This is a genomic window from Nonlabens ulvanivorans (assembly GCF_032922765.1).
In the GTDB taxonomy this organism is placed as follows: domain Bacteria; phylum Bacteroidota; class Bacteroidia; order Flavobacteriales; family Flavobacteriaceae; genus Nonlabens; species Nonlabens ulvanivorans.
Map to the genome: position 1 here is coordinate 2,870,975 of NZ_CP136694.1, position 25,711 is coordinate 2,896,685.

Annotated in this window: 26 protein-coding genes and 1 pseudogene; 15 read left to right on the forward strand and 12 right to left on the reverse strand. The window is 36.5% G+C overall.

What is annotated here, in order from left to right; translation table 11 throughout:
• Positions 1-14: 14 nt before the first annotated feature.
• A complete protein-coding gene (locus R1T42_RS12985; RefSeq protein WP_317290620.1) occupies positions 15-935 on the reverse strand; it encodes a PfkB family carbohydrate kinase in 921 nt (306 codons plus the stop codon).
• Positions 936-1,141: 206 nt separating this feature from the next.
• Between R1T42_RS12985 and R1T42_RS12990 the strand changes: the two genes are divergently transcribed.
• On the forward strand, positions 1,142-1,765 hold the full coding sequence (locus tag R1T42_RS12990; protein ID WP_317290621.1) for a hypothetical protein: 624 nt from the start codon (positions 1,142-1,144) through the stop codon (positions 1,763-1,765).
• Here R1T42_RS12990 and rnhA read toward each other — a convergent pair.
• Both rnhA and purN read right to left on the reverse strand, forming a co-directional pair.
• Positions 1,762-2,241 (reverse strand): ribonuclease HI, encoded by a 480-nt coding sequence (rnhA, locus tag R1T42_RS12995; RefSeq protein WP_317290622.1) that lies wholly within the window; start codon positions 2,239-2,241, stop codon positions 1,762-1,764. The two genes, R1T42_RS12990 and rnhA, sit on opposite strands and share 4 nt — an antisense overlap.
• Positions 2,241-2,804 (reverse strand): phosphoribosylglycinamide formyltransferase, encoded by a 564-nt coding sequence (purN, locus tag R1T42_RS13000; protein ID WP_317290623.1) that lies wholly within the window; start codon positions 2,802-2,804, stop codon positions 2,241-2,243. Before purN ends, rnhA begins: the two co-directional genes overlap by 1 nt.
• Positions 2,805-2,959: 155 nt before the next feature.
• Between purN and R1T42_RS13005 the strand changes: the two genes are divergently transcribed.
• From R1T42_RS13005 to pyk, 5 genes are all read left to right on the forward strand, one after another.
• The gene (locus R1T42_RS13005) at positions 2,960-3,196 is read left to right on the forward strand and encodes an acyl carrier protein (RefSeq protein WP_015361896.1); all 237 of its coding nucleotides are present in this window, start codon (positions 2,960-2,962) and stop codon (positions 3,194-3,196) included.
• A gap of 10 nt (positions 3,197-3,206) precedes the next feature.
• Entirely contained in the window at positions 3,207-4,454 is a 1,248-nt protein-coding gene (gene fabF, locus R1T42_RS13010; protein ID WP_036582803.1) for a beta-ketoacyl-ACP synthase II, read from the forward strand.
• 14 nt (positions 4,455-4,468) lie between these two features.
• Positions 4,469-5,209: a ribonuclease III gene (gene rnc / locus R1T42_RS13015; protein ID WP_317290624.1), complete on the forward strand. Its 741-nt coding sequence runs from the start codon at positions 4,469-4,471 to the stop codon at positions 5,207-5,209.
• Between the two features lie 144 nt (positions 5,210-5,353).
• Positions 5,354-5,842, forward strand: a complete 489-nt coding sequence (locus R1T42_RS13020) for an IPExxxVDY family protein (protein WP_317290625.1) — start codon at positions 5,354-5,356, stop codon at positions 5,840-5,842.
• A complete protein-coding gene (gene pyk, locus R1T42_RS13025; protein WP_317290626.1) occupies positions 5,842-7,272 on the forward strand; it encodes a pyruvate kinase in 1,431 nt (476 codons plus the stop codon). Before R1T42_RS13020 ends, pyk begins: the two co-directional genes overlap by 1 nt.
• Here pyk and R1T42_RS13030 read toward each other — a convergent pair whose 3' ends face one another.
• Positions 7,273-7,776 carry a PAS domain-containing protein gene (locus R1T42_RS13030; protein WP_081866574.1) on the reverse strand — a complete coding sequence of 168 codons (504 nt, stop codon included), beginning with the start codon at positions 7,774-7,776 and terminating at the stop codon, positions 7,273-7,275.
• A 57-nt stretch (positions 7,777-7,833) separates the two neighbouring features.
• The gene (gene dinB, locus R1T42_RS13035) at positions 7,834-8,919 is read right to left on the reverse strand and encodes a DNA polymerase IV (protein WP_042295303.1); all 1,086 of its coding nucleotides are present in this window, start codon (positions 8,917-8,919) and stop codon (positions 7,834-7,836) included.
• Positions 8,920-8,957: 38 nt separating this feature from the next.
• On the opposite strand from dinB, the gene R1T42_RS13040 reads away from it, so the two are divergent.
• Together R1T42_RS13040 and R1T42_RS13045 are read left to right on the forward strand one after the other, a co-directional pair.
• Complete coding sequence (locus R1T42_RS13040) at positions 8,958-9,617, forward strand: NAD-dependent epimerase/dehydratase family protein (protein WP_317290627.1); 660 nt, start codon at positions 8,958-8,960, stop codon at positions 9,615-9,617.
• A 192-nt stretch (positions 9,618-9,809) separates the two neighbouring features.
• On the forward strand, positions 9,810-10,274 hold the full coding sequence (locus R1T42_RS13045) for a CYTH domain-containing protein (protein WP_317290628.1): 465 nt from the start codon (positions 9,810-9,812) through the stop codon (positions 10,272-10,274).
• On the opposite strand, the gene pbpC is transcribed toward R1T42_RS13045, so the two are convergent.
• The 4 genes from pbpC to R1T42_RS13065 form a co-directional block, all read right to left on the reverse strand.
• Positions 10,275-12,614, reverse strand: coding sequence for a penicillin-binding protein 1C (gene pbpC, locus R1T42_RS13050; protein WP_317290629.1), 2,340 nt, complete (start codon positions 12,612-12,614; stop codon positions 10,275-10,277).
• A gap of 124 nt (positions 12,615-12,738) precedes the next feature.
• Positions 12,739-13,512: an NAD(P)H-binding protein gene (locus R1T42_RS13055; RefSeq protein ID WP_317290630.1), complete on the reverse strand. Its 774-nt coding sequence runs from the start codon at positions 13,510-13,512 to the stop codon at positions 12,739-12,741.
• Positions 13,505-15,910: a M28 family peptidase gene (locus R1T42_RS13060; protein ID WP_317290631.1), complete on the reverse strand. Its 2,406-nt coding sequence runs from the start codon at positions 15,908-15,910 to the stop codon at positions 13,505-13,507. The genes R1T42_RS13055 and R1T42_RS13060 overlap by 8 nt, the downstream gene beginning before the upstream one ends.
• Before the next feature lie 118 nt (positions 15,911-16,028).
• Positions 16,029-16,385 (reverse strand): hypothetical protein, encoded by a 357-nt coding sequence (locus tag R1T42_RS13065; RefSeq protein WP_006796657.1) that lies wholly within the window; start codon positions 16,383-16,385, stop codon positions 16,029-16,031.
• A 171-nt stretch (positions 16,386-16,556) separates the two neighbouring features.
• On the opposite strand from R1T42_RS13065, the gene hemH reads away from it, so the two are divergent.
• From hemH to R1T42_RS13085, 4 genes are all read left to right on the forward strand, one after another.
• On the forward strand, positions 16,557-17,588 hold the full coding sequence (gene hemH, locus R1T42_RS13070) for a ferrochelatase (RefSeq protein ID WP_317290632.1): 1,032 nt from the start codon (positions 16,557-16,559) through the stop codon (positions 17,586-17,588).
• Positions 17,589-17,696: 108 nt separating this feature from the next.
• Positions 17,697-19,058 (forward strand): MATE family efflux transporter, encoded by a 1,362-nt coding sequence (locus R1T42_RS13075; protein ID WP_317290633.1) that lies wholly within the window; start codon positions 17,697-17,699, stop codon positions 19,056-19,058.
• Between the two features lie 103 nt (positions 19,059-19,161).
• A complete protein-coding gene (locus R1T42_RS13080) occupies positions 19,162-19,635 on the forward strand; it encodes an acyl-CoA thioesterase (RefSeq protein WP_317291873.1) in 474 nt (157 codons plus the stop codon).
• Between the two features lie 116 nt (positions 19,636-19,751).
• The gene (locus tag R1T42_RS13085; RefSeq protein WP_317290634.1) at positions 19,752-20,174 is read left to right on the forward strand and encodes a hypothetical protein; all 423 of its coding nucleotides are present in this window, start codon (positions 19,752-19,754) and stop codon (positions 20,172-20,174) included.
• Here the strand turns inward: R1T42_RS13085 and R1T42_RS13090 are convergent.
• A complete protein-coding gene (locus R1T42_RS13090; RefSeq protein WP_317290635.1) occupies positions 20,171-21,067 on the reverse strand; it encodes a DMT family transporter in 897 nt (298 codons plus the stop codon). The genes R1T42_RS13085 and R1T42_RS13090 overlap by 4 nt on opposite strands.
• A complete protein-coding gene (locus R1T42_RS13095) occupies positions 21,067-21,420 on the reverse strand; it encodes an arsenate reductase family protein (protein WP_317290636.1) in 354 nt (117 codons plus the stop codon). Before R1T42_RS13095 ends, R1T42_RS13090 begins: the two co-directional genes overlap by 1 nt.
• 121 nt (positions 21,421-21,541) lie before the next feature.
• On the opposite strand from R1T42_RS13095, the gene R1T42_RS13100 reads away from it, so the two are divergent.
• Positions 21,542-22,006, forward strand: coding sequence for a DinB family protein (locus tag R1T42_RS13100; protein WP_317290637.1), 465 nt, complete (start codon positions 21,542-21,544; stop codon positions 22,004-22,006).
• A gap of 63 nt (positions 22,007-22,069) precedes the next feature.
• A pseudogene (locus R1T42_RS13105) lies at positions 22,070-23,215 on the forward strand (trans-sulfuration enzyme family protein); the annotation flags it as partial.
• Positions 23,216-23,283: 68 nt separating this feature from the next.
• On the opposite strand, the gene R1T42_RS13110 reads toward R1T42_RS13105, so the two are convergent.
• A complete protein-coding gene (locus R1T42_RS13110) occupies positions 23,284-24,051 on the reverse strand; it encodes a THC0290_0291 family protein (RefSeq protein WP_449589571.1) in 768 nt (255 codons plus the stop codon).
• A 238-nt stretch (positions 24,052-24,289) separates the two neighbouring features.
• Here R1T42_RS13110 and gdhA point away from each other — a divergent pair, with 238 nt between their 5' ends.
• Complete coding sequence (gene gdhA, locus R1T42_RS13115; protein ID WP_317290639.1) at positions 24,290-25,633, forward strand: NADP-specific glutamate dehydrogenase; 1,344 nt, start codon at positions 24,290-24,292, stop codon at positions 25,631-25,633.
• Positions 25,634-25,711: the final 78 nt, after the last annotated feature.

A 25,711-nucleotide genomic window follows, 5' to 3' on the forward strand; every position in this document is an offset into this window, starting at 1 on the left:
TCTATCGATTTTTATTATGCGTTTATTTCAAATTTAGTCAGTGCTTTAAACTGCTCTAAACGTGTATTGATCTCTTCAGGCGTGATAGATTGCATACGTTCTGTTCCAAACTTTTCAACACAGAAAGAAGCAAAGTTAGAGCCGTAAATAATAGCTCGCTTCATATTGTCAAAACTGTAATCTTCACTTGAAGCTAAGAAACCTGCAAATCCACCTGCAAATGTGTCTCCTGCTCCTGTAGGGTCAAAAACTTCCTCTAGTGGTAAGGCTGGTGCAAAGAAAATTTGTTCTTCATGGAATAATAAAGCGCCATGTTCTCCTTTTTTAATGACCACATACTTAGGTCCCATAGTATGAATCTTGCGTGCTGCAGCAACTAGTGAGTATTCACCAGACAATTGTCTAGCCTCTTCATCATTAATAGTAATGACATCTACCTTGGCAATGACCTCATGTAACATATCCAATGCGCTATCCATCCAAAAGTTCATCGTATCTAAGATGATTAGCTTTGCTGCTGGCGTTTGCTCGATAACTCCTAATTGTACTGCAGGATGTAAGTTTCCTAGCATAACAACCTCTGCATCTTTAAAAGATTCAGGAACTACAGGATTAAATTCAGCAAGAACATTTAATTCTGTAGCAAGTGTGTCGCGAGTATTCATATCGTTATGATACTTACCAGACCAGAAAAATGTTTTACCATCTTTTACAATCTCAACGCCTTCTATATTCATGCCTCTATTAGAAAGCATGTCTAGGTATTCTTGTGGAAAATCTCCACCTACTACACTTACTAATCCAACTTCTGTGTTGAAGTGAGAAGCGCTTAGGCCTATAAAAGTGGCTGCACCACCTAATATTTTATCTGTTTTTCCAAAAGGTGTTTCGATAGCATCAAAAGCTACTGTACCTACAACTACGAGTTTGCTCATTCTTGATATTTTTTTGCAAAAGTAATGAATTAGTCAGTCCTTAAAGAACAATCATCATGAGTTAATTGATCACCTGTTGTCGAGATTCTGTTATGTAGTATGTAGTCATTAGATAGTCTTTTATCGTTTAAATGATTGAAAACTAGGTGAAGCAGGTTATAGGTTCTAATTTGCAAAACTTAACATTTATGATAATTAGGGATTTCATGAAAAATTTATTTTTAACGTTAACGCTATTAGCAACTACGCAATGGATACAAGGTCAGGTTGGGATTAATACCGTTACACCAACTGCTGAACTAGATATTGCCGCGAGCACAACCAATTTACCGGCACTAGAGCTAGAGCCGCAAGCAGTACCTTCAGGTGTCGCCACAGGACAGATGGCGGTAATAGGTGATCAATTATACATGTATGATGCGTCTCGAGGAAAATGGTTAACCATTGCCGCAACGCCACTTGTTTTTTCACGTGGAGGTGATATAGGTAATCAAAGTTTAAGAATGGCTGGTAATTTAACTACCGCTAACTCTGGTGTTTTGTTGCCTTTTGATGGGACTATTATTGCTATTACGTCAAATTCTAACACAGTAAGCGGAACAGCTACTAATAATCTCGCAGCACCTTTTAATGTTAGGATTAGGCAAGGTAACACTACAATAGTAGGAGGTGATATCAATTTTAATCTTTTTGGAGGTACTTATAATGATAATACTGCAAATATTGACTTTAGCGCTGGAAACCATATTCACGTAAGAACCCAAAATACAGGTACAGATACTATAAGTAATCCAACTGTCACAATTTGGGTGAAATGGCGAGCAAATTAAAATAGGCCTTTCTCACTAGCTTCAAATCCTTCATCTACGAGATGATTACTTTTATTTAAAGCAGCACCTACAGCCAGTGCATCACATCTTTCATTAATCGGGTGGTCATTATGACCTTTTACCCATTGCATTTTAGGTTGTGTGCGATTAAAGGCTTTAATAAAACGCTTCCATAAATCTGGGTTCTTTACATTTTTCCACTTGCGTTTGATCCATCCAGCAATCCAGTTTTTATTAACCGCATCACTTACATATTTACTGTCTGTAAAAACGGTTATTTGCACATGATCCATTTTAATCTTTTCTAGAGCCTCTATAACAGCGAGCAATTCCATCCTGTTATTAGTGGTGCGTCTATAGCCTTGAGAAAATTCTTTTTTATATTTTTTCCCTACCCATATCATCACAATCCCATAGCCACCAGGTCCTGGATTACCTCTTGAAGAGCCATCAGTATATATGTGTACTTGTTCCATTAATCAAGCAATTCTTCAATGACCATTGGGAAATGTAAGTGTTCTAACTCATGTATGCGTGCGGCTAGATCATCTGCTGTATCATTTTGATAAATAGGACACGTGAACTGTTCAATAATGGCACCTTCATCATAATGTTCATTTACATAATGGATGGTAATACCACTTTTTTCTTCTTTATTTTCAATGATAGCACGATGCACATTCATACCATACATGCCTTTTCCGCCGTAATTTGGCAATAAAGCAGGATGAATGTTAATAATTTTTTTTGGAAATAATTTTACGAGACTTTCTGGGATTTTCCATAAAAAGCCCGCCAGCACTATTAAATCTGGGTTTTCTGCCTTTAATAAAGATTCTACTTTTCCCGCTTTCGCGAAAGCGAATTTATTAAAACTCATCGCCGGAATATTATTTTTTTGCGCTCTTTCTAGCACATAGGCTTGTGGTTTATTAGATAAAACCAATGAGATTTCTACAGATTTTTTTTTGCTAAAATGATTTATAATCGCCTGAGCATTAGTACCATTACCTGATGCTAGAATTACTATTTTTTTCATATTTTTTTATGGCAAGCTTGTTGTAAACCACCTGATAGAGTTGAGTAAAATAACATTATCAAATGCGATGGCAAGTTAACTCAAATAACTAAAAAGTGGTTTTATCACAAAGTTTGTTATTTTTGCCATTCATTTAAAATTAAAATTAGAAAATTATGTCAGACATTGCATCAAGAGTAAAAGCGATAATCGTTGACAAATTAGGCGTTGACGAAAATGAAGTTGTAACAGAAGCAAGTTTCACAAACGACTTAGGCGCGGACTCACTAGATACAGTTGAGTTGATCATGGAATTCGAAAAAGAATTTGATATCCAGATACCAGATGATCAAGCAGAAAACATTGCGACTGTAGGTCAAGCTGTTTCATACATAGAAGAAGCAAAAGCTTAATTTACTTCACATGGAATTAAAGCGAGTAGTCATAACAGGAATGGGAGCTCTTACACCGATAGGTAATAATCTAACGGAGTATTGGGATGCGTTAAAAACAGGTAAGAGTGGTTGCGCTCCTATCACATATTTTGATACAGAACATTTCAAGACTAAGTTCGCTTGTGAGATCAAGAACTTTAATGTGACTGATTTCATAGACCGCAAGGAAGCTAGACGCATGGATCGCTTTGCCCAGTATGCACTGGTTGCAGGTGATGAGGCGATAGCAGACTCAGGATTAGATATCGACTCTATAGATAAATATAGAGTCGGTGTTATCTGGGGCGCAGGAATAGGTGGTCTAGAAACTTTTCAGGAAGAAGTTAAAGCGTTTGCTGCTGGAAATGGTACGCCTCGATTTAACCCTTTCTTTATTCCTAAAATGATTGCTGATATAGCGCCGGCTCATATTTCTATAAAATATGGATTTATGGGACCTAACTATACGACAGTATCTGCTTGTGCCTCTAGTGCAAATGCGATGCTGGATGCAGTTAACTATATTAGATTAGGACATTGTGACGTGATTGTAACTGGTGGCTCTGAAGCTGCGGTTGCTCAAGCAGGAATGGGTGGTTTTAATGCCATGCATGCCTTATCAACACGTAATGAAAGTCCAGAAACCGCAAGTCGCCCATTTGATGCGACACGTGACGGTTTTGTTCTAGGAGAAGGCGCTGGTGCGCTGGTTTTAGAAGATTATGAGTATGCAAAAGCTCGTGGAGCAAAAATCTATGCAGAGGTTATAGGTGGTGGTTTCTCTAGTGACGCATATCACATTACTGCACCGGATCCAGAAGGACGTGGTGTTATAGCAGTAATGAAAAATACGCTACAAAATGCAGGCATTAATCCTGAAGATGTAGATCATATTAATACACATGGTACATCTACACCGCTAGGAGATGTGGCAGAGTTGAAGGCGATAAAAGCTGTTTTTGGCGATCATGCGCCTAACATTAGTATTAATTCTACAAAATCTATGACTGGTCACCTTTTAGGTGCTGCTGGTGCTATAGAGTCTATTGCAAGTGTTATGGCTATCAATGAAGGGATAATTCCTCCTACCATTAACCATACTACCGTAGATGAGAATATTGATCCATCATTAAGATTAGTATTGAATAAACCAGAAAAACGAGAGGTAAACATTGCTTTGAGTAACACATTCGGTTTTGGTGGTCACAACTGCTGTATCGCATTTAGAAAAATCTAAGCGATACCTTTTTAATGAATCGATTTAAAAAAATATTCTCCTCTCGAATCTCTACAGATGACGAGGCGCTATCGCGTGGAATAAAAAAAATTACTGGGATAACTCCTAAGGATATCGATGTTTATCGTAAAGCGTTTACTCATAAATCCATGAGCTTAAAAGATGCAGATGGTAATCCTATTAGCTATGAACGATTAGAGTTTCTTGGTGATGCTATTTTAGGAAGTGTCATTGCAGAATATATTTATAATGAAGTGCCGCATGGCGATGAAGGTTACTTGACCAAGATGAGGTCTAAGATTGTAAGTCGTGAACATCTCAATGAGTTAGGAGTGGACTTTGGGCTTATTAATTTTGCAAAAACACAAGTTCCAGAACGTAATTTCGGAGCAAATATTCATGGGAATTTATTTGAGGCATTAGTAGGTGCTATTTATCTTGATAAGGGCTATAAGCGAACTCAAAACTTTATTAGTCGTCGGGTAATTGAACCTTATGTTGATATCGAGAAATTAGAAGGTAAGGTTATTAGTTACAAGAGCATTTTAATAGAATGGTGCCAAAAAAACAAGAAGACTTTTAATTATCATACCTATGAGGATACTGGTGTTAATGAAATCAGACACTTTTCTGTGAAGTTATCTATAGATGATAGAATTCTTGCAAAAGCACGTGCAACATCAAAGAAAAAGGCTGAGGAAAAAGCAAGTAAAAGAGCTTTTTTTGCCTTACAAGATAAAATAAGTACCCAATAATTCTTTATTACGCACCTTGCATAATTCTTAATCGTACTAGAATCCAGTAACGACAACCATTTCGTAGAAAATATCAATTTATTAAAGATTTTTAAAGACTAATTTGTAGTTTGTCTTCTTAAATTTGTTAGTAAAGTTGATGATATGGCTACTTACAAGTTAGATGGATGGGATTGTGACGATGAGCCATATACCCTTGTAGGAATACATTCTACAATTGAGCCTTATAGAATGGCTTATATGGTTAATAAGTATTTAGGGTTGTCTTTCAAGAGAACGGATGTAGATCAAGATGTGACCATGCCTAACTTTACAGTAAGGTATCCAGTTTATAAATATGATGATGTTATAAACTATAACACTTATTACTTAACACCTAATAAATTTTGGGCTAATCTTAATACCGTTACCAGTAGTGGCGGTCTTTTTGAAAGTCAAGAACAAACCGAAGTAAAAACAGTGTTAATTAAGGAGTATGCAAGAGTAGACTTCATTATCAAAGTAGAAAAGGATCCTGAGTTTTTTCCTTTGAAAAAGCTAATTAACGAGTTAACCAAAATACCACATGTGATATCTGCATACCAGCTAGATGAACATGTTATCAAACAAAAAGATTATTTAATTTTTGAATAATGCCAAAGACAAAAAAGACTAAAATCGTAGCTACATTAGGACCTGCAACTTCTTCAAAAGAAGTATTGTTAGGTATGATGAAGGCTGGCGTGAATGTATTTAGAATTAATTTTTCACATGCAGATCATGAGGATGTAAAAGAACGTGTTCAAATGATACGTGACCTTAATGAAGAACACGGATTTGCAACAGGTATATTAGGAGATTTACAAGGTCCTAAACTACGTGTAGGTGTCATGAAAGAAGAAGTGGTTGTAAATCCTGGCGATATTATTACTATTTCTACTGGAGAGCCATTTAAAGGTACTGCAGAGCGTGTTTACATGAATTACGAGCATTTCCCTAGAGATGTAAAAGCCGGTGAACGTATTTTACTAGACGATGGTAAATTAATGTTTGAAGTAGTTTCTACTGATGGTGTTAAAGATGTAGTTACTAAAGTAATTCAAGGTGGACCACTACGTTCCAAAAAAGGAGTCAATTTACCGCAAACAGATATTTCATTACCGGCACTCACAGAAAAGGATGTCGTAGATGCCATATTTGCTTGTGAGTTGCAAGTAGACTGGATGGCACTTTCATTTGTACGTCATAGTCGTGATTTGATGGAATTACAAGATTTAATTAAGGAACACTCAGAGCATAAAATTCCTATTATCGCTAAAATAGAAAAGCCTGAAGCTGTCACTAACATTGATAAAATTGTAGCTTATTGTGATGGTTTAATGGTGGCTCGTGGTGATCTAGGTGTAGAGGTTCCTGCACATGAAGTACCTCTTATTCAAAAGCAATTGGTCTTAAAAGCAAAACAAGCACGTATTCCTGTTATCATCGCTACACAAATGATGGAAACAATGATTACTAGCCTTACACCTACACGTGCAGAGGTTAATGATGTAGCAAACTCTGTAATGGATGGTGCAGATGCTGTAATGTTATCTGGTGAAACATCAGTAGGTCAGTATCCTATTCAAGTAATAGAAAAAATGGCCAGCATTTGTTTATCTGTTGAAAACAGTGACTTGATTAAAGTACCACATAGTGCGCCGCATATTAAGACAAAGAGATATATCACTAAATCGATTTGTTATCATGCTGCAAAAATGGCTGACGAGATTGATGCAAAAGCGATCACAACAATGACCAACAGTGGTTATACAGCGTTTCAAATTAGCGCCTGGAGACCAGATGCACATATTTTAACATTTACTAGTAACACACGTATACTTACTCAATTAAGTCTCTTATGGGGTGTTAAAGCCTTTTTATACGACCGTTTTGTAAGTACTGATGAAACTATTGAGGATGTGAATCAATTTGCAAAAGACAAAAAGTTTGTCAAAAAAGGAGATTTCTTAATCAATCTTGCAGCAATGCCAGTTACAGATAAAGGAATGGTAAATACACTAAGAGTTACTGAGATAGAATAGCTAAACAAAATATTCTTTTTCAAAAGCAATAAAGTGAGAGACTTTAGAAGTGCCATTGAAAATAGGGAAAGCAATAATTTCACAACCATATAACTCACCGTTCTTACGGTAATTTACTAAGCGAGTATTAAAAGGCAACTCATCTTGAGTTGCTTTTTTTATGAGCCTTTTTGAATTCTGATCCGTTTTTTCACCTTGTAATAGTTTAGGTGAATGACCCGTTAATTCATGACTTTTATAGCCAGTCATTTTAAAGATATTTTCAGAACAACACTGGATTTTAAAATTATGATCTGTAATGACTATAGAGTAACCTTTATAATGGGAATAGCTGTCTAGAAAATAATTAAAATGCCAGTTATATTCTTGTGCCAGATGGTTCATGTGCTCTAACATCTCTTTATCAAGATTCCATAAAAGCTTTTTAATTAATTCCCATGATAACATGGGTAGCGAGTTGACGTGGCTATTGATAACAGTATATTGGGAGTTTTCTAAGGTCATATACTAACAAAGCTATAAGAAACGTGACTTTTATTCCTACAACTACTAGTTAATGTTTTAGAACATAAATTTTAACTGAACTTCAACAAAATCAGCTTCCTCAACATCAGTATTGAGATTAGAAAGTGTGATACCTAGCAAACGCACACTTTCACGGAAACCTTCTTGTTCCATTAATTCAATAGCAGTAGCCAGTATTAAATCTTTAGTTCTTATAAAATGAGGTAGGGTTTTGCTACGTGTTTGCGTTTTAAAATCGCTATATTTTATTTTTAAAGTAACCGTTTTACCAGCGACATCATTTTTTGCGAGTCGTTTTTCAATTTCTTCAGCGATTTGAGTAAGACGCTCTTTCATAAATATCTCGCTCGATATGTTTTCAGAAAAAGTACGCTCTGCACCTAGGGATTTTCTAATACGATCTGGTTTTACCGGACTATGGTGTACACCTCGCACAATATTATAATAGTGAGCGCCACTTTTACCAAAATGCTCTTGTAAAAACTCTAGACTGCGTTCTTTTAAATGAGCTCCTGTAAATATGCCTTGCAAGTACATTTTCTCTGCAGTGACTTTTCCTATACCGTGAAATTTTCTAATCTCTAATTCTTCTAGAAATGGAATCACCTCTTCAGGTGTTATTGTTTTTTGTCCGTTAGGTTTGTTATAATCACTAGCAATTTTTGCAACAAATTTATTGATAGAAATCCCGGCGCTGGCAGTTAATCCAGTAGTTTCATAAATGCGTCTTCTTATATCATATGCAATAACAGTAGCACTAGGATAGTTCAACTTATTCTCTGTGACATCTAGGTAAGCCTCATCTAGTGATAAAGGCTCTACGAGGTCTGTATAGTCTAAGAATATATCTCTAATTTGAGAAGATACCTCTCGGTATTTATCAAATCTATGTTTCACAAAAATCAGATCTGGACATAGCTTTTTGGCCGTGACACTAGGCATAGCACTACGCACACCATATTTGCGCGCTTCATAACTTGCCGCTGCTACTACACCTCGATTATTTCCACCACCTACGGCAATAGGTTTTCCTTTTAATTCTGGAAAATCACGTTGCTCTACGCTCGCATAAAATGCGTCCATGTCTACGTGTATAATTTTGCGATCATCCAATTCGTGCATGGTGCAAAATTACTACCTTTAACTCTAGAAATATGTTAATGAAATATACTGCTGTTGTTATCGGTGCCACAGGACTTACGGGAAGTAGGTTAGTGAATTTATTATTTGATAATGAACAATATGAGCGTGTGATTACGCTTTCGCGAAAGCGTACTAAACTCAACCACCGCAAACACGAATCACATATCGTGGATTTATTTGATCCGGCTACTTATACTGATTTCTTAAAAGCTGATCACTTATTCATTTGTACCGGAACAACCCAAGCCAAAACGCCAGATAAGGAGGAATACTATCGAATCGAACATGATTTACCAGTACAGGTTGCCGAGGTCGCTTTGCATAACGGCGTGCAAAAAGTCATTGCCATATCTGCACTAGGAGCAAATGCAGACAGTAAGTTTATGTACAATCGAGGCAAAGGAGAAATGGAACGTGATATTGAAAAACTAGATTTTAAAGAAACATACTATGTCCAGCCGGCATTAATAGGTGGCGAGCGAGAAGAGCAACGCAAATTTGAAAGTGCGTGGAAAAAATTTCAAAAGCTTATTGATCCTTTACTCATAGGTTTTCTTAAAAAATACCGTACTATCGAACCAGAAACAATTGCTCAATCTATGATTTATGTAGCCATTAATGGTTATGAAAATTCAAGAATAGAAAGTGATGAGTTAAAGGTGATTGCGTCGCTTTAGGATATAGTCTCAGTTTCAGTCTAATGGTTCGAAACGAAAAGCTGTAGTATGTCAGTTCGAGCGAGAGTCGAGAACGGTTTTAGTTTTTTACTTAAACTTGAACCTCAAACTTAAACCCTGAAATTCCAATCATAAGGATCAAATCATATACTTGTAACTAATTACTTATTATTACATTTTCAATAAATAACCATGCTAGAAATAGAACGCAAGTACTTAGTCAAACATACAGATTTCTTAAAAGAGCTTAAAGGAATACGTATCACACAAGGTTACCTTTCTATAGATCCTGCACGTACCGTACGAGTGCGTATCAAGGGAACGCAAGGATTTATCACCATAAAAGGACAATCTACAGACAGCGGCTTGACTCGATATGAATGGGAAAAAGAAATCTCTATAGTAGAAGCAGAGGAACTGCTGGAACTTGCATTACCTGGCGTCATAGATAAAACGAGATTTGAAGTCGCTATAGAAAAGCACATCTGGGAAATAGACGTTTTTCATGCTTCCAACAAAGGTTTAGTGGTTGCCGAGATCGAACTTGAAACTGAAGAAACTCAGTTTGCGCTACCTGAATGGATTGCTCAAGAAGTTACAGGTGATCAACGTTATTATAATTCTTATTTAAGTGAGAAGCCTTTTAGTGAGTGGTAGTTACTTAAATTTCAAACTTATTTTCACGTCGTTCCCATCATCATCTACAGCAGTAATGATATGTTTTCCAGGTGATGCGCTTAGTGCTATTTCATGAAAATCTTTAGTGCTAGTGATATAGTCCTCGTCGAGATACCAATAGACCGTTGTGTTAGGAATTTTATGGGCAAGCTCAAAAACGGTCTCGTTTGTTTTTCCTTCTATGTTTTTAGTAAGCGTGATCGTGGTTCCTGCATTAGGTCTTATAAACGTCATGACATTTTCTACAGGTGATTCACAATCTGCTCGATAGGGTGGAAGTGGTTCATAATCGGGATGTGTTCTACGGTAGTACCATGCCATGACTGGTGGTAAATTAAAATAGGATTTAGTCACCATTTGAGAAACTGGTTCGCAATCTGCGTTTACCTGATAGGATTGTGTAGCATCGAGTTGCACGAGTTTGTGGTATGGGCAAGAATCATAGCGTTCTCCTACGGCTGGAATCCATTGTTTCTCGATCTCACATTCAGGTGTGGCGAGATAACCTGAGTTTTTACAAATATCGATTTCTATCATATCATCATACGGCGGCGCAAACCACTCTTCTTGTGGCAATCTATTGAATAAGTCAAATAGCACTGGCGCCGCACTTTTGATTCCGGTCATTTCGGCACGTCCTTCACCATCGGCATTTCCGGTCCATACGCCTATGACATATCGTGGAGTAACGCCTATCGCCCAGGCATCTCTATTTCCATAGCTGGTTCCTGTTTTCCAAGCCATGTTGTGATTGGGATTAAAAAAGTGCCATATCTCTTCACCTTCGGGTCGGTTGACATTTTTCATGGCTTCAAATGTGTGGTAAATACTTCCTGCACCGTAAATATTAGGTGTTGTTTTTAAGTCCGCTTTCGCGAAAGCATTTCCATCATCCTCCACATAGTGCAATCCGTCCATGACGTTGTGATTGTATTCACTACTCGTTTGAGTGTAGTCTTTTAAAATGGTTGCCATAGATAGATAAGCATGGCTCATGTCCCATAAACTGCTCTCGCCACCACCTATAATCAAACTCAGTCCATAAGTTCCCGCACCACGATTGATGTGTGATTGACCTAAATCTTGCAATTTGTCATAGAAACGAGTAACACCATGATCGCGTAGCATGCGCACCGCAGGTACATTGAGTGATCGCGATAAGGCTTGTGAAGCCGGAACAGCACCGCTATAATTCTTGTCAAAGTTTTGTGTGTTATAACCATTGATAACCGTAGGTATATCTTTTACGAGGCTGTGAGGTAGCAGTTCGCCATTATCCAGCATGGTGGCATATAAAAAGGGTTTTAAAACGCTGCCAGTACTACGTGGAGCGGTAATAATGTCCACATCTTTCTGGTGTTCTCTGGTAGTAGGAGCATTTCCCACATAAGCAGATACCGATTGGTTTTCAATGTCCAGAACTAACATGGCGAGGTTGTTAATACCGTTTTGCTTCAGAATATGATGATGATTTTGTACGATGCGGTTGACCGTTTCTTGCATTTGATAATCAATCGTGGTTCTGATTTTTTGAGTGCCGTATTGCTTATTTGCTCTATTCAATAAATGAGGTGCCAGTTGCGGTACTCTAAAATCTCGAGTAGGAACAAATTCTGAAACAGCCAGTTCATAATCCATATCATCAATGATGTTTTCCTGTTTTAACTTGAGCAGTAATGCATCTCGTTTTTCTCTAAGCTGACTTTCTCTTTTACCAGGATAAATTAAACCTGGTGCATTAGGCAAAACAGCCAGCGTGGCACTTTCTGCCCAGCTGAGTTCGTGTGGTTTTCTTCCAAAATACCGCCATGACGCCATATCGAGTCCTGTCACATTACCACCATAAGGCGCATGAGAAGCATAGAGTTCTAAAATTTCTTCTTTAGATAATCTCAACTCAAGCCTTGTTGCCCAGATAAGCTCTATAAATTTCTCATAGTATTTTCTATCCTTTTTTCGCGCAAGCCTAATCACTTGCTGTGTAATTGTACTACCACCACGCACGACTTTGCCAGCGTTCATGTTTTCTTTAAAAGCCTTAACAATAGAAACTGGATTGAATCCTGGATGCGCGTAAAAATGCGCATCTTCATATTGCAACAAACACTTTTTATATTTATAGGGAACACTATCTACCGCGGGAAATCGCCACTGATCATCACTGGCGATATGCGCATCTAACAAACGCCCATCGCTACTTTCTATTACCGTCGAGTACGGAACATCAAATAATTGCTTTGGCAAGCACAACGTATACCACACGAGTAGTATAAAAGCGATGCTTAATTTGATTTTATTCTTAAAAAGAAATTTTTTCACTGTTGAAAGCTAAGAATAGTTTTATAATGATTTTATTTTTTGAACAGCTTTGTTACTTTTTCGCATTGCTCGAAAACTTAACCAAATAAATCTACGCTTCATTACTTTTTAAACTTAAATACATCTAATGGTATAAAGACTTCATTTTTTTCCCAACCGATTTACCATTTTCAGCAAACTGTGGTGGTTCTACACCAAATTCTTTGGCTTTTTGAGAATAGTAACTTTTTCTAGATTCATGTGGTTCACTAATTGCGTGAACTATAGAAGTTTTTAATTCTTCAGTTATGAGCTTCTTTACTATATCAATTACATGTTGTCTATGAACAAGATTTATTGGTGCATCTGGATTTGAAACGCCCTTACGACCAGCGAGCATTTTTATAGGATGTCTATCGCCGCCTATTAAACCACATGGTCTTAAAATCGTCGTGTTGGCAAAGAAGTCTTGAACTAGCAACTCTGCTGCATAGATATTTTTGCCATTACGACTCGTGCTGTTAGGTCTGCTGTTTTCATCATAAACTGGAATATCTTGCGCATCTTCAAAGACAGAAGTGCTCGATACAAAAATGACATATTCAACAGTTGCCGTATTTACAAATGTCATGAGCAATTTCATGCGCTGGGCAAAATCACTTTCTGGATTTTTACGCAATCCCGGCGGAATGTTGATGAATAGCACATCTATATTTCTTAGAAAATCGGCTACATCTCCGTAGAGTTTATCTTCTTTTAAATCAAGGATATAGCCATCTATTTCAACTTCTTTTAAGTTGGCTAGTTTATCTTTATGACGTACGGTTCCTTTTACGGGAAATCCTTCTGAAACAAGTTGTTTTCCCAACTCTAGACCGAGCCATCCACAACCTAAGATACCGATTGTTTTCTTATTCATTTGACGGTATTGAATCGGTTACTACAGTAGGTCTATTAAGTGTTACATAGCGTTTTCTTAAAATAGCATCGTTAAGAACAAACGGCATACTCATTTGCTCTAATGGTCTAGGTTTTACATCTAGCGCCTCGGTTTTAAGTAGGTTAAATGACGCTGCATAGAACTGAAATTCTGGCTCGACATCAGCTTTAAAAGTAAGTTCTAATTCTAGTGGTTCATTGTTAGTTACATAGTAGCTCAACATGCGATTTCCCCATCGATTAGGTAAAGCCTTTTTAGAGACTTTGGCCTTATAAACTTCTCTGCCGTTTACTTTACCGTCTTCAAATACATAAGTCGTATCGCAAAACACTTCTAGACGCTGGATGACAGATTCACTGTAGATTTTCATTTTTACTGTTCTTAAATCTGCGTGTAAACTATCAATTAATGTTTCTACTCTTACAGGAGCTAATTCTTTATAAGGTGCTGTGGCTGCATAGCTGAAACCGGTTCCGTATTTTGAATCGATCGTGTTTTTATTAAGCTCGCTGGCTGCTGCCGGCGATTCTCCCAGTTTTGCTTTGGTCCAGTCTGTCAGGACTTCGTCATATGTGGCCCATTGTGCGGTCTGGTCGTCTTGGTTTTGTATGTAGACTAGACTAGTTGATTGTGGTTGTGATGGTGTGAATTCCGCTTTCGCGAAAGCGTATCCCACACAAACTAACGTTGCTATCAATCCTATGAAGGATAGTAGGTCTTTCCTGCGATAATGTCCAATAATAGGAATTAATAAACCAATCAATAGTGTGGTAAGAATAGCGGCTACAAATAAAATTCCCATACCTAGTGCCACTGGAAATGCTTTGACAAACGGTGTGAAAATGAACAAGGCAGGTACCGCGAGAATAACGAGTAAAATGTAACTAGGTCTGCGCTGGTTGATATTGAGCCATACCATAAGTAATCCTGCTATGAGCGGTACTAGAAAGAATCCGGCACCTGGTAAAAATACACCTGGTATTAAACCACCATCACCTACAGGGAATGCTATTAATAAACAAACCAGCCACAAAATAAATAATGGCGCGATACTTAAACTAGCTACATTATCTTTCTTATAATATTTATGATACAAAAAGAAACACAAGGTTGCTGCTGTCATTGCCGCTGCTGCGATAAGCCAATAACCGTTGTATGGAAAACCATGTTGCTGATCGACATAAAAAGAGCCACTTTTGATTCCTACCCAACCATAGTTACTTAATAAATACCCTATGATTAAACTACCTAAAAACGGAACAAATCCTGCCAGAATCTGACCAAAGGAAATGCGTCTTTTTCTAATACCATAAACAATGAGTACTACTAATAATAAACCGCTACCTATAATTAAAAATGGCAGCCATTTAAAGGGAAAACTCACCATTTTAATGATGGGCATAGGGAAATAAACGTAATCATCACCTTCAGGAACTTTGAGCTCATCACTAAGGTCGATGTTTGATAAATGATTCATCAATGGCATTAAATAGGCGCCTTGATGAGCTAGTGTGTTACGATCTAGGCGTTCATAGTTATCTAATTCTGTATGGTAGTCATAATGATCACCTATGAAGGCAAAATTAAGTCCATTGATATCGCCATCTTTTCTAAAAACGGTGAGGTCAGTATCATTAGGAATCATTTTATATATACTGTAGGCAAGTGAGTTGGCCACTGGATATTCTACTCCAGCATTTGAAAATTCTTCAATAATCTTGCGGTTACCACCATTAGTTTCTACAAGCATATAACTAGGTCCACCGCTACCACGAGCTTCAAAGTTAAGAACCATCGCAACGTCTTGTGCCCATGGATGTTCATTCACAAAAAGTTCTGCACCGTTAAGCCCTAGTTCTTCAGCATCAGTAATACAAATTATAATGTCATTAAGAGGTTGTTTATTTTGAGCAAGAAACGTGCGCACACCTTCTAAAATGGTAGCGACACCACTAGCAGCATCGCTGGCACCTTTACTAGAATGTGGATCGCTGTCATAGTGACTTAATAATAAAAGAGCTTTACTGTTTTCTTGAGAACCTTTAATACGTGCCAGAATATTTTCTGGATTTGCCAGGTTTCCCCATGGATCCATGGTGTAGCCTTTTTGGGTAGTAACTTGCAATCCCATTGCTTGCAGTTGAGTAACTACATAGTCTCTTACATCATCATGGGCTGCACTACCTACATGGTGAGGCTGTACAGACATCGCCTTAACGTGTTCTAACGCTCTTGCCGTAGACCACTCAGTTGCTGGCAAACTATCTTCTACTGCTGCAGATGGTGTCTGACTATAAAATACATACCATATGATGGCAATAATTGTTAGAAACGATAATGCTGATGATAAATGGGATTTAGGTTTAAAGGATCTCATTTTTTTGAATTTGGTGGTTTGTTGTATCTCACACTTTAAAAAGATAATGGATAAAGATACTTATATGGGTTTTTATTTAATAATGGCTGATACTTAGGTAATGACGATGATATAAAAATCAAGTCTCTCTTTTGACAATTAAATAAGAATCATCATCCATAGGTAAGTAACCTTGATCATAAACAAAGTAATACACCGTACCTTTCTTTGTGGTGTAAATACTGGTAAATAGGGTGAAATCAAAACCGTTTGCTAGTAACTTGTTGCGTGTAGTTTTAGTCTTGTCTTTAGGGTTAAGTTCACTAAGGATTCGCCAGTTTTTACGCAGTCTGTTGTTAATATTGCGCATGAGAGCATTACTGTCTCTGTTGAGTTTATTGTTTGCCACGTTGCGACAATAATCGCTGCAAAAGCGCTTATCTGCACGACCTCTTATCTCTTCATCGCATTCAGGACATTTTCTTTGAGATGTCATAAAAATGGTTTTGTTAAAGATACTAAATGTTTACAAATGGATAATTGTCAATACTTTTAATCAGTGGTGAATTGAGTTACTATCAATATCTTTTATTTTATTATTACAATTAGGTAATTATCTAAAAGGTATACCGACTATAAAACTTCTATTTTTGCACAAAGCAGTACTATGAAAAAAGGAGTTTTACTGGTAAATCTGGGATCACCAGATAGCCCTAGCCCTAAAGACGTTAAAAAATATCTAGACGAGTTCTTAATGGATGAGCGCGTTATAGATTTACCATATATTTTGAGAGCAATTTTGGTAAAGGGAATTGTTTTAAATACAAGGCCTAAGAAAAGTGCTGAAGCTTATGGAAAGATCTGGTGGGATGAAGGAAGTCCTTTAATTGTACTATCTGAAAGGCTACAAGAAAAAATAGACGAGTTTACCAGTGTGCCTATTTCTTTGGCAATGCGTTATGGTTCTATGTCTATAGAAAGTGGTTTAAAGGAATTGAATGATAAAGGCGTAGATGAGGTGTTGATTATTCCTTTATATCCTCAATTTGCGATGGCAACTACAGAGACCATTTTAGTTCTAGCAGAAGAATTACGTCAGGAACATTTTCCTCATATGTCTTTTACTACAATGCCACCTTTCTACAATCATCCAGATTATATAAGGGTGCTTTCTGAGTCGATAAAAGAATCTCTAGAAGGAAAAGATTATGAGCATTTATTATTCTCATATCATGGGGTTCCTAAAAGGCATATTAGAAAAAGTGATATTACTAAAAGTCATTGTAAAATGGATGGTAAGTGTTGCTCAACACCATCGCCAGCACACGAGTTTTGTTACAGTCATCAGTGTAAAGAAGTTACTCGATTAGTAGGTGAGTATCTAGGAATGGAAGATGGAACATATTCTACTAGTTTTCAATCACGACTAGGGTTTGATCCATGGTTAACACCATATACGGATCGAACTATTGAAAAAATGGGTCTGGGCGGTACTAAAAAAATGGCTATTGTAACTCCAGCATTTGTTAGTGATTGTCTAGAAACATTAGAAGAAATTGCTATGGAAGGTGAGGAGATTTTTCACGAGGTAAATGGAGAACAATTTCATGTTATTCCATGTTTGAATACTAGAGCAGATTGGGTTAAAGTATTATCGCGATGGATTGATGAATGGGCGATGAGTGAAGTAACTGCTTAGATGGTTAATCTCGCTTTCGCGAAAGCGTATCTTAAATATTAATTGAAAAATTATTAAAAAAAGACCTTTGAAAACAAAGGTCTTTTTTTTGCTATACATTTACCAGATATGAATTCTAAACAACCTACAAAATCTCAATTATTAGGTACAGATTCTATACCGGCGTTACTTATACAGCAAGCGTTACCAGCTTCTATAGGTATTTTAGTGATGTCATTAAATATTTTAGTAGATACTATTTTTGTAGGTAACTGGATAGGTTCTATTGCGATTGCTGCCATAAATGTTGTTTTACCAGTTTCATTTTTTATTGCTGCACTAGGAATGGCCATAGGTATAGGTGGTTCAAGTATTATATCTAGAGCTTTAGGCGCAGATAATTATGAGAAAGCTCGCAAGGTATTTGGCAATCAAATAGCTGTTACGTTAGTTATTACCATTCTTTCAGTTGTATTTGGGCTGTGGTTTATGGATTCATTGGTGTATTCTTTTGGTGGTAAGGGAGCGATTTTTGAGCCAGCAAAAATTTACTACCGCATTGTACTATACGGTGTTCCCGTTTTAGCATTGTGCATGATGGGTAATACGGTTATCCGTGCAGAAGGTGCACCTACACATGCGATGATTGCCATGTTAATCCCATCAGTCGGTAATTTATTATTGGACTACATTCTCATTAATAAATTAGAAATGGGAATGGAAGGCGCAGCATGGGCAACAACTTTAAGTTATGGATTGTGTTTTGTTTATGTCGCTTGGTTCTTTGTCTCAGGGAAAAGTGAGTTAGTAGGGACATTAAAAGACTTAATACCTGACTGGTTAATTTTAAAAGAAATAGGTGGATTAGGTTTTGTGACTCTATCTAGACAAGCCATGAGTAGTGTTCTTTATTTAATTTTAAATAATGTGTTGTTTGAATTAGGTGGAGAAGAGAGTGTTTCTGTGTTTGGGATCATCGGTCGTATGATGATGTTTGCGCTATTTCCAGTTATGGGAATAACACAAGGATTTTTACCTATTGCAGGTTATAATTATGGAGCACAAAAATGGGAACGTGTGCGAGAAGTGATCTTTACATCTATTAAATTTGCCTGTGGTTTAGGAGTACTCATATTTTTAGGTCTCTTTTTCTTTACTCTTGAAATAGCTAGCATTTTCACAGACAATACCGTGGTCATAGAGGAAACTTCATTTGCATTGAAATTAGTATTTATAGCAGTACCTATAATTTCTATTCAACTTATAGGAGCAGCATATTATCAAGCTATAGGAAAGGTGATACCAGCTTTATTACTTACCCTACTGCGCATGGGGTTTATTTTAATACCGTTGATTTTAATATTGCCTAGTATATATGGTGAATTAGGTGTTTGGATAAGTTTTCCTATTGCTGATGTACTTTCTACAGTCATTACAGCTTGGTACCTTTGGGTAGCAATGAAGAAATTGAAGCTTGAAATAACAGTATAGTTGATTTTGTTTCGCTTTCGCAAAAGCAAAACAATTAAATTTTCTTCAAACTTATTTTTTGCTATGCGTGCATATAATATCTTTACCCTAAATAAAGATGGCAATGTATACTAAAGAATTTGACGTGCGCTGGAGTGATCTAGACGCAAACAGACATATGGCAAATAGTGCTTACCAAAACTTCATGAGTCATACACGTATGGCGTTTTTAATTGATAACAATTTTGGGCAGCGAGAAATGGCACATTATGAGACTGGTCCAGTGATTTTTAATGAGAACATTTTCTATTTTAAAGAAATTCACCAAGGAAGACCTATTACAGTTAGTTGCGAGGTGACTGGTATGAGTGAAGATGGTAGCCTTTTTAGTTTCAGACATAACTTTTATGACTATAAAGGGCGCAATGTAGCGCGTGGTTTAATGACCGGCGCATGGATGAATTTGAGAGAGCGCAAAATCACATCACTGCATCCAGAACTACATGAGAAGATAAAACACTTTCCGATGTCAGATGACTTTAAAGTGCTCAATAAGTTAGATACTAGAGTACACGGAGAATTCCCGCAAGACCGATAGGTCTACTTTTCCTACGTCAGGATGTTTGTAGGATGGTTTTTAAAGTAGTTAATCGATTTTAAGTAATTATCTATTAAGTTAAATTCTTAGAGATTAACTATTTGTTAAATTTCAATATGAATTCAATTAGGGAATCTGTTTTCTATCCAGAGGCGTTAAAAGAAATAAATATGCATTATGGCAATTTTTATTTCTTTGATGGTTTCATTGTTTCTGAGGTATTTAAGGATGTAGTTTTTGGATGGGAAGAAGCTAAGCCTATAGTAAACGCAGCAACATCCTTTTATAATACAGATGGTAGCAAACTAGTTTATATTTCAAATAGAATTAATAAATACTCTGTTAGACCAGTAGATTGGTTTCATTTTGCAAATTACTCTTTTAAATTAATGGGATATGGAGTTGTAAATTATACAGATCCAGGTTTAATTAATTCTAAATTAGAATCCTTATTTGTTAAATCTAAATTTAAATCTTTTACAAGTCTAATGGATGCTTTGCAATGGGCAGCAGCATTAAAGAATACAGTAAGGAGTTAACCTGCTTTTTTAGGTATACTAGTTATAAATACTCCTGTAAAAATAAGTCCACCAGCAACTAATTTATATCCAGTAATCTCATCTTTATCCAATCCAATAGCGATTAAAGTCGCTAGTAATGGTTGTAGATATACAAATACAGCAACAACACTAGGTTTAAGCGTCCTTATTGCTATAATATTAAGCATATAAGTCCCGAAAGTAGCAAAAAGCACCACATATCCTATATATAATAAGGTGTCTGTATTTGCTGTGCTAAAATCAAAAGCTAAACCTTCCATCATACCAAAAGGTGTTATGAATATGACACCAAATAGATATAACCATTTCATTAAAGTAAAAACATTATATCGCGTGGTCAGTTTCTTTGCCAAGATGATATAAAATGAATAAGAAATTGCATTAATAAATACCAAAAAATTACCCAAAGTTGGATTTGTAGCATTCTCACTACCACTGCTGTTAGATAATAGAATTAATAATGCAGCACCACTGAAACCTATTAGAATACCTAATATACGACTTGCATATAGTCGTTCTTTTAAGAAAACAGCACTTAATACTAATACGATTATAGGAGTAGTTACCATAAGTACTGATGCGCTTATAGGAGAGGTAAGTGATAAGCCTTTCATAAAGGTTATCATGTTAAAACCTACCCCACAAAAGGCAGCAAGAGCAAGTAGAGGTAATTCTTTAAGAGGTACTTTTTCCTTAGGTCCTACTATGGTTGCTATTATCCAAAAAATGACACAGGTAACCACAACTCTATACCAAACGAGACCAAAAGGCCCTACAAATTCTGGTGTTACTTCTTTTGCAGCGGTAAAATTAAATGCATAAAAAAGCGCTACTAAAAAGCCACATATTATGGCGACCGACCTTTTGCTCATTATGAAATAGCCTCTTTAGCTGCAGCAACTACTTTCTTAGAATTACCTATATAAGCTTGGTTATTATATATAAGAATCGGTCTTTTTAAGAACGTATAATGATCCAGTAAAAGGTTTTTATAATCATCTTCTGTTAAATCTTTTTCATGAAGACCGCGACCTCTGTACAATTGCGCTCTTCTGTTAAAAAGTGATTCATAAGAGCCTGCTTGCTGTTTTAAAAATTCAACCTGCTCTATAGTTGCAGGTTCTTCTTTTGTGTTTTGTAAAGCGATGTCGTCAGTAAGTTCTAACTCACCTTTAATGCGTTGACAAGTATTACAGCTATCTAGATAAATGAATAGATTTTTCATATAGCAAAATTACGATAGCTTTTTTGATAAGGAATATCTTTAGCCTTAATATTAATTAATTTGCCTGTTTCGCTTTCGCGAAAGCGGAATAAAATCAACTGTAATTAAAATACAAAATCATATGAATCACTTATTTGAACATAATCTAACCACTAGAAAGATCTTTCTAAGCCTTATAGACCAGCTTACCGTAGATGAATTAAATCTGATTCCAGAAGGTTTTAGAAATAATATCATCTGGAATATTGTGCACAGCATCACAGCGCAACAAGGTCTGGTTTATGGACTGTCAGGTCTAGAAAAATCTGTAACCAAAGAATTAGCAGATAAATACGGTAACGGGACCACTCCAGATAGTAAGGTAAGTAAAGAACAGATAGAAGAGTATAAAATCATGCTAGTGGACCTTGTCGAAAAAACTAAAGCAGACTATGAAAACGGTGTTTTTAAAGAGTTTAAAGAATATACAACCAGTACTGGTTACACAATGCGCAATGTAGAAGAGGCGTTGAGCATGAATAATATTCACGAAGGCATACATCTAGGTTATGCTCTTGCTATTAGAAAGGCGATTAAGAACAATTAAATAAATTTTAAAAGGCAAGCCGTTTTTAAAACTAGCTTTTACCTTTATAATGTAGAAAAGAAGAATATGAAGTTCAATACCAAAACCATACACGGCGGTCAGGAAAATATAGACCCAGCCTATAATTCTGTAATGCCGCCCATTTATCAGACAACTACTTTTAAACAAAGCACGCCACATGGACATAAAGGTTTTGAATACTCACGTAGTGGTAACCCGACTCGTGATGCCTTAGAAAAATCTATGGCTAGTTTAGAGAACGGCGCTTATGGAATTGCTTTTGGTTCTGGTCTTGCCGCGATTGATGCGGTGCTTAAATTATTAAAATCTGGTGATGAGGTAATTTCTACTAGCGATTTATATGGTGGTTCTTACCGATTATTTACACAGATTTTTCAAGACTTCGGTATCAAGTTTCATTTTGTAGGAATGGAGAACGCAAGTAATATTGAGAAGCACATTAATGATAACACAAAACTTATTTGGGTAGAAACGCCTACTAACCCTATGATGAATATTATAGACATAGAAGCTGTTTCAAGAATATCTAAAAAGCACCAATTACTTCTTGCTGTAGATAACACATTTGCAACACCATATTTACAGCAGCCCATAGATTTAGGCGCAGACATTGTTATGCATAGCGCTACTAAATATTTAGGTGGTCATAGCGATGTTGTTATGGGTTCTCTAGTCGTAAATGATGAAGCGCTGGCAAAGAGATTGTACTTTATACAAAATGCAAGTGGTGCTGTTCCTGGACCACAAGATTGTTTTTTAGTGTTGCGAGGCATTAAAACACTACATGTACGTATGCAACGACATTGCGAAAATGGTAAAGCTGTTGCGCATGCTTTAAAATCAAATCCTAATGTAGATAAGGTATACTGGCCAGGTTTTGAAGACCATCCTAATCATGAAATTGCTAAAAAGCAAATGAAGGATTACGGTGGTATGGTTTCTTTTAGTACAAAAGCTGGTACATTAGAAAGTGCAGTTAAGGTTGTGGAGAATTTAAAGGTTTTTACTTTAGGAGAATCTCTAGGTGGTGTGGAGTCTCTCGCAGGTCATCCCGCAAGTATGACACATGCTAGTATTCCTAAAGAAGATCGCGAGAAAACAGGTGTTGTGGATTCATTGATACGATTAAGTGTTGGAATAGAAGATATTGAGGACCTTATAGAGGATTTAAGACAAGCTTTTGCTTAATTAGGAGGCACATGTTAACAAAAAAGGCAGCCGATAGGCTGCCTTTTTTATATTAAATACTATAGTGTTTATAGATAATAAATGTATCCAACATTAAACCACCATATAAAATCAAATGAGCGGTTATTAACATTGCGTGGACTTAATCCATCTACATAATTACTATCATAATAATGCCATGCGCTAGAAACTAAAAGGTCACTTAATTCACTAATCTTATATCTGAATCCTATGTCTCCTACTAAAGCAAATGTGCTACCTTGTGACGTGTCGATGCGATCTATAAATGTAGGATAGGTTGTTACCGGATTATTAAGAGGTCCTAATGTTGATGTAGCTTCAGGTCTGAAGTTTACATAATGAGCTCCTATACCGAAATAAGGGGCAAACTTAGGCTGACCTTCTTGAAAATCTCTAATACTTAAAGGGAACCATTCTAGGTGAGTTCCTATTTCAAAAACTTTTGCTTTACCAGTCATCGATCTTAATTGAAGACCAGCTAGACTAGGCCTATCAGCGAGTTCACTTAAGTGATCTAGTGTGGTCACATGATAAGCTAATTGATTTCGGATTTTAAAGTGATCATTCCAGTAGGTGTCTTGTGTATAACAATTACAATTTGCTTTATATGCAAAGTTGATATAATGTACTAAACCTATACCGGTTCCTACGTTACCTTTATTAGTAGGCCAATCAAATCGCTCACCATAATCTGATTGAAAGGCAACAGGTCCAGCGATAACACCTATTTCATGAGAGATACCTAACTGTGCATCTACCGTTTGTACAGTGCAAATTACTGCTATAAAAAATCCAATAAAGCGAAGGGTCTTAATCATGATTATGGAATTGATAAAGCGACAAATATAATAAAATGTTAAGGATACTTATAATAGTATAACTTCTTTAAAACATGAAGTTTATATTAATCTCATTTTATCTATAACGAAAAATCAACTTCACTATTCTTAAACTACTTAAATAAATGACAAAATTTATATCACTATTGTACATTAATATATATTTGCATTATCAACGAAAACGTTTTCTTTAAACGTAATTATTATCATAATAATGGAAAAAAACATTGAAAGTTTTATCGATTTGATAAAAAGTAAGAACTCTAACGAGCCAGAATTCATTCAGGCAGTTAGTGAAGTTGCAGAAGCTGTAATACCTTTTATCGAGAACAATCCTCAATATGCTAGCGATAAATTGCTAGAACGCATGGCTGAGCCAGAACGTGTAACTATGTTCCGTGTGCCTTGGACAGACGATAGTGGAGAGGTTCAAGTGAATCGCGGTTACCGTATACAAATGAACAGCGCTATAGGTCCTTATAAAGGTGGATTAAGATTTCATCCATCTGTTAATTTAAGTATTCTTAAGTTTCTTGCCTTTGAACAAGTTTTTAAAAATAGCTTAACAACATTGCCTATGGGTGGTGGTAAAGGTGGTGCAGACTTCAATCCTAAAGGTAAATCAGATCGTGAAGTAATGCGTTTTTGTCAATCATTTATGGTTGAATTGCAACGTGTTATTGGAGCAGATACTGATGTGCCTGCTGGAGATATAGGAGTAGGTGGTCGTGAGATAGGCTACTTATTTGGGTACTATAAAAAATTAAGAAATGAATTTACAGGTATACTTACTGGTAAAGGACGTTCTTACGGTGGTTCTTTAATAAGACCAGAGGCAACAGGTTACGGTAACGTATACTTTGCTGAAAATATGTTAAAGACTCGTGGTGAATCTATTAAAGGTAAAACGACAGTTATTTCGGGATCTGGAAATGTAGCTCAATTTGCCGCAGAAAAGATTTTACAACTAGGTGGTAAAGTAGTAACAATGTCAGATTCTGGTGGATATATTCACGATGCAGATGGTATTGATGCAGATAAGCTTGCCTTTGTTATGGATCTTAAGAATAACAAACGTGGTCGTATATCTGAGTATGTAGCACAATATCCTAGTGCAACATATTATGAAGGTGAACGTCCATGGTCTGTAAAGTGTGATATCGCATTGCCGTGTGCTACTCAAAATGAGTTAAACGGTGATGAAGCAAAAGCTTTAGTTTCTAACGGTTGTATTTGTGTAAGTGAAGGAGCAAACATGCCTAGTACTCCTGATGCTATCGAGCATTTCATCGATAACAAGATTTTATTTGCGCCAGGAAAGGCTTCTAATGCAGGTGGAGTAGCAACATCTGGTCTTGAGATGTCACAAAACTCTATGCGTTATAGCTGGACCGCAGAGGAAGTAGATAATAAATTACACGGTATAATGAATGATATTCATGAAGCATGTGTTGAGTATGGTAAGGATAGTGATGGGTTTGTAGACTACGTTAAGGGTGCAAATATTGCTGGATTTGTAAAAGTAGCAGATGCTATGCTAGCACAAGGAATTGTATAGTATCGCTTTCGCGAAAGCGTAATCATAATTATTAAAACCTCTGAACTATGCTTCAGAGGTTTTTTTATGGCTCATTAT

Excerpts from the sequence above, each read along its gene's own strand:
- R1T42_RS13095 (WP_317290636.1), bottom strand. The coding sequence starts at position 21,420 with ATGAAAAATCTATTCATTTATCTAGATAGCTGTAATACTTGTCAACGC.
- R1T42_RS12990 (WP_317290621.1), top strand. The coding sequence starts at position 1,142 with ATGAAAAATTTATTTTTAACGTTAACGCTATTAGCAACTACGCAATGG.
- R1T42_RS13060 (WP_317290631.1), bottom strand. The coding sequence starts at position 15,910 with ATGAGATCCTTTAAACCTAAATCCCATTTATCATCAGCATTATCGTTT.
- R1T42_RS13055 (WP_317290630.1), bottom strand. The coding sequence starts at position 13,512 with ATGAATAAGAAAACAATCGGTATCTTAGGTTGTGGATGGCTCGGTCTA.
- R1T42_RS13040 (WP_317290627.1), top strand. The coding sequence starts at position 8,958 with ATGAAATATACTGCTGTTGTTATCGGTGCCACAGGACTTACGGGAAGT.
- pyk (WP_317290626.1), top strand. The coding sequence starts at position 5,842 with ATGCCAAAGACAAAAAAGACTAAAATCGTAGCTACATTAGGACCTGCA.
- R1T42_RS13030 (WP_081866574.1), bottom strand. The coding sequence starts at position 7,776 with ATGACCTTAGAAAACTCCCAATATACTGTTATCAATAGCCACGTCAAC.
- rnhA (WP_317290622.1), bottom strand. The coding sequence starts at position 2,241 with ATGGAACAAGTACACATATATACTGATGGCTCTTCAAGAGGTAATCCA.
- R1T42_RS12985 (WP_317290620.1), bottom strand. The coding sequence starts at position 935 with ATGAGCAAACTCGTAGTTGTAGGTACAGTAGCTTTTGATGCTATCGAA.
- fabF (WP_036582803.1), top strand. The coding sequence starts at position 3,207 with ATGGAATTAAAGCGAGTAGTCATAACAGGAATGGGAGCTCTTACACCG.
- R1T42_RS13020 (WP_317290625.1), top strand. The coding sequence starts at position 5,354 with ATGGCTACTTACAAGTTAGATGGATGGGATTGTGACGATGAGCCATAT.
- dinB (WP_042295303.1), bottom strand. The coding sequence starts at position 8,919 with ATGCACGAATTGGATGATCGCAAAATTATACACGTAGACATGGACGCA.
- R1T42_RS13005 (WP_015361896.1), top strand. The coding sequence starts at position 2,960 with ATGTCAGACATTGCATCAAGAGTAAAAGCGATAATCGTTGACAAATTA.
- gdhA (WP_317290639.1), top strand. The coding sequence starts at position 24,290 with ATGGAAAAAAACATTGAAAGTTTTATCGATTTGATAAAAAGTAAGAAC.
- hemH (WP_317290632.1), top strand. The coding sequence starts at position 16,557 with ATGAAAAAAGGAGTTTTACTGGTAAATCTGGGATCACCAGATAGCCCT.
- rnc (WP_317290624.1), top strand. The coding sequence starts at position 4,469 with ATGAATCGATTTAAAAAAATATTCTCCTCTCGAATCTCTACAGATGAC.
- R1T42_RS13065 (WP_006796657.1), bottom strand. The coding sequence starts at position 16,385 with ATGACATCTCAAAGAAAATGTCCTGAATGCGATGAAGAGATAAGAGGT.
- R1T42_RS13100 (WP_317290637.1), top strand. The coding sequence starts at position 21,542 with ATGAATCACTTATTTGAACATAATCTAACCACTAGAAAGATCTTTCTA.
- R1T42_RS13080 (WP_317291873.1), top strand. The coding sequence starts at position 19,162 with ATGTATACTAAAGAATTTGACGTGCGCTGGAGTGATCTAGACGCAAAC.
- R1T42_RS13045 (WP_317290628.1), top strand. The coding sequence starts at position 9,810 with ATGCTAGAAATAGAACGCAAGTACTTAGTCAAACATACAGATTTCTTA.
- purN (WP_317290623.1), bottom strand. The coding sequence starts at position 2,804 with ATGAAAAAAATAGTAATTCTAGCATCAGGTAATGGTACTAATGCTCAG.
- R1T42_RS13085 (WP_317290634.1), top strand. The coding sequence starts at position 19,752 with ATGAATTCAATTAGGGAATCTGTTTTCTATCCAGAGGCGTTAAAAGAA.
- R1T42_RS13075 (WP_317290633.1), top strand. The coding sequence starts at position 17,697 with ATGAATTCTAAACAACCTACAAAATCTCAATTATTAGGTACAGATTCT.
- R1T42_RS13090 (WP_317290635.1), bottom strand. The coding sequence starts at position 21,067 with ATGAGCAAAAGGTCGGTCGCCATAATATGTGGCTTTTTAGTAGCGCTT.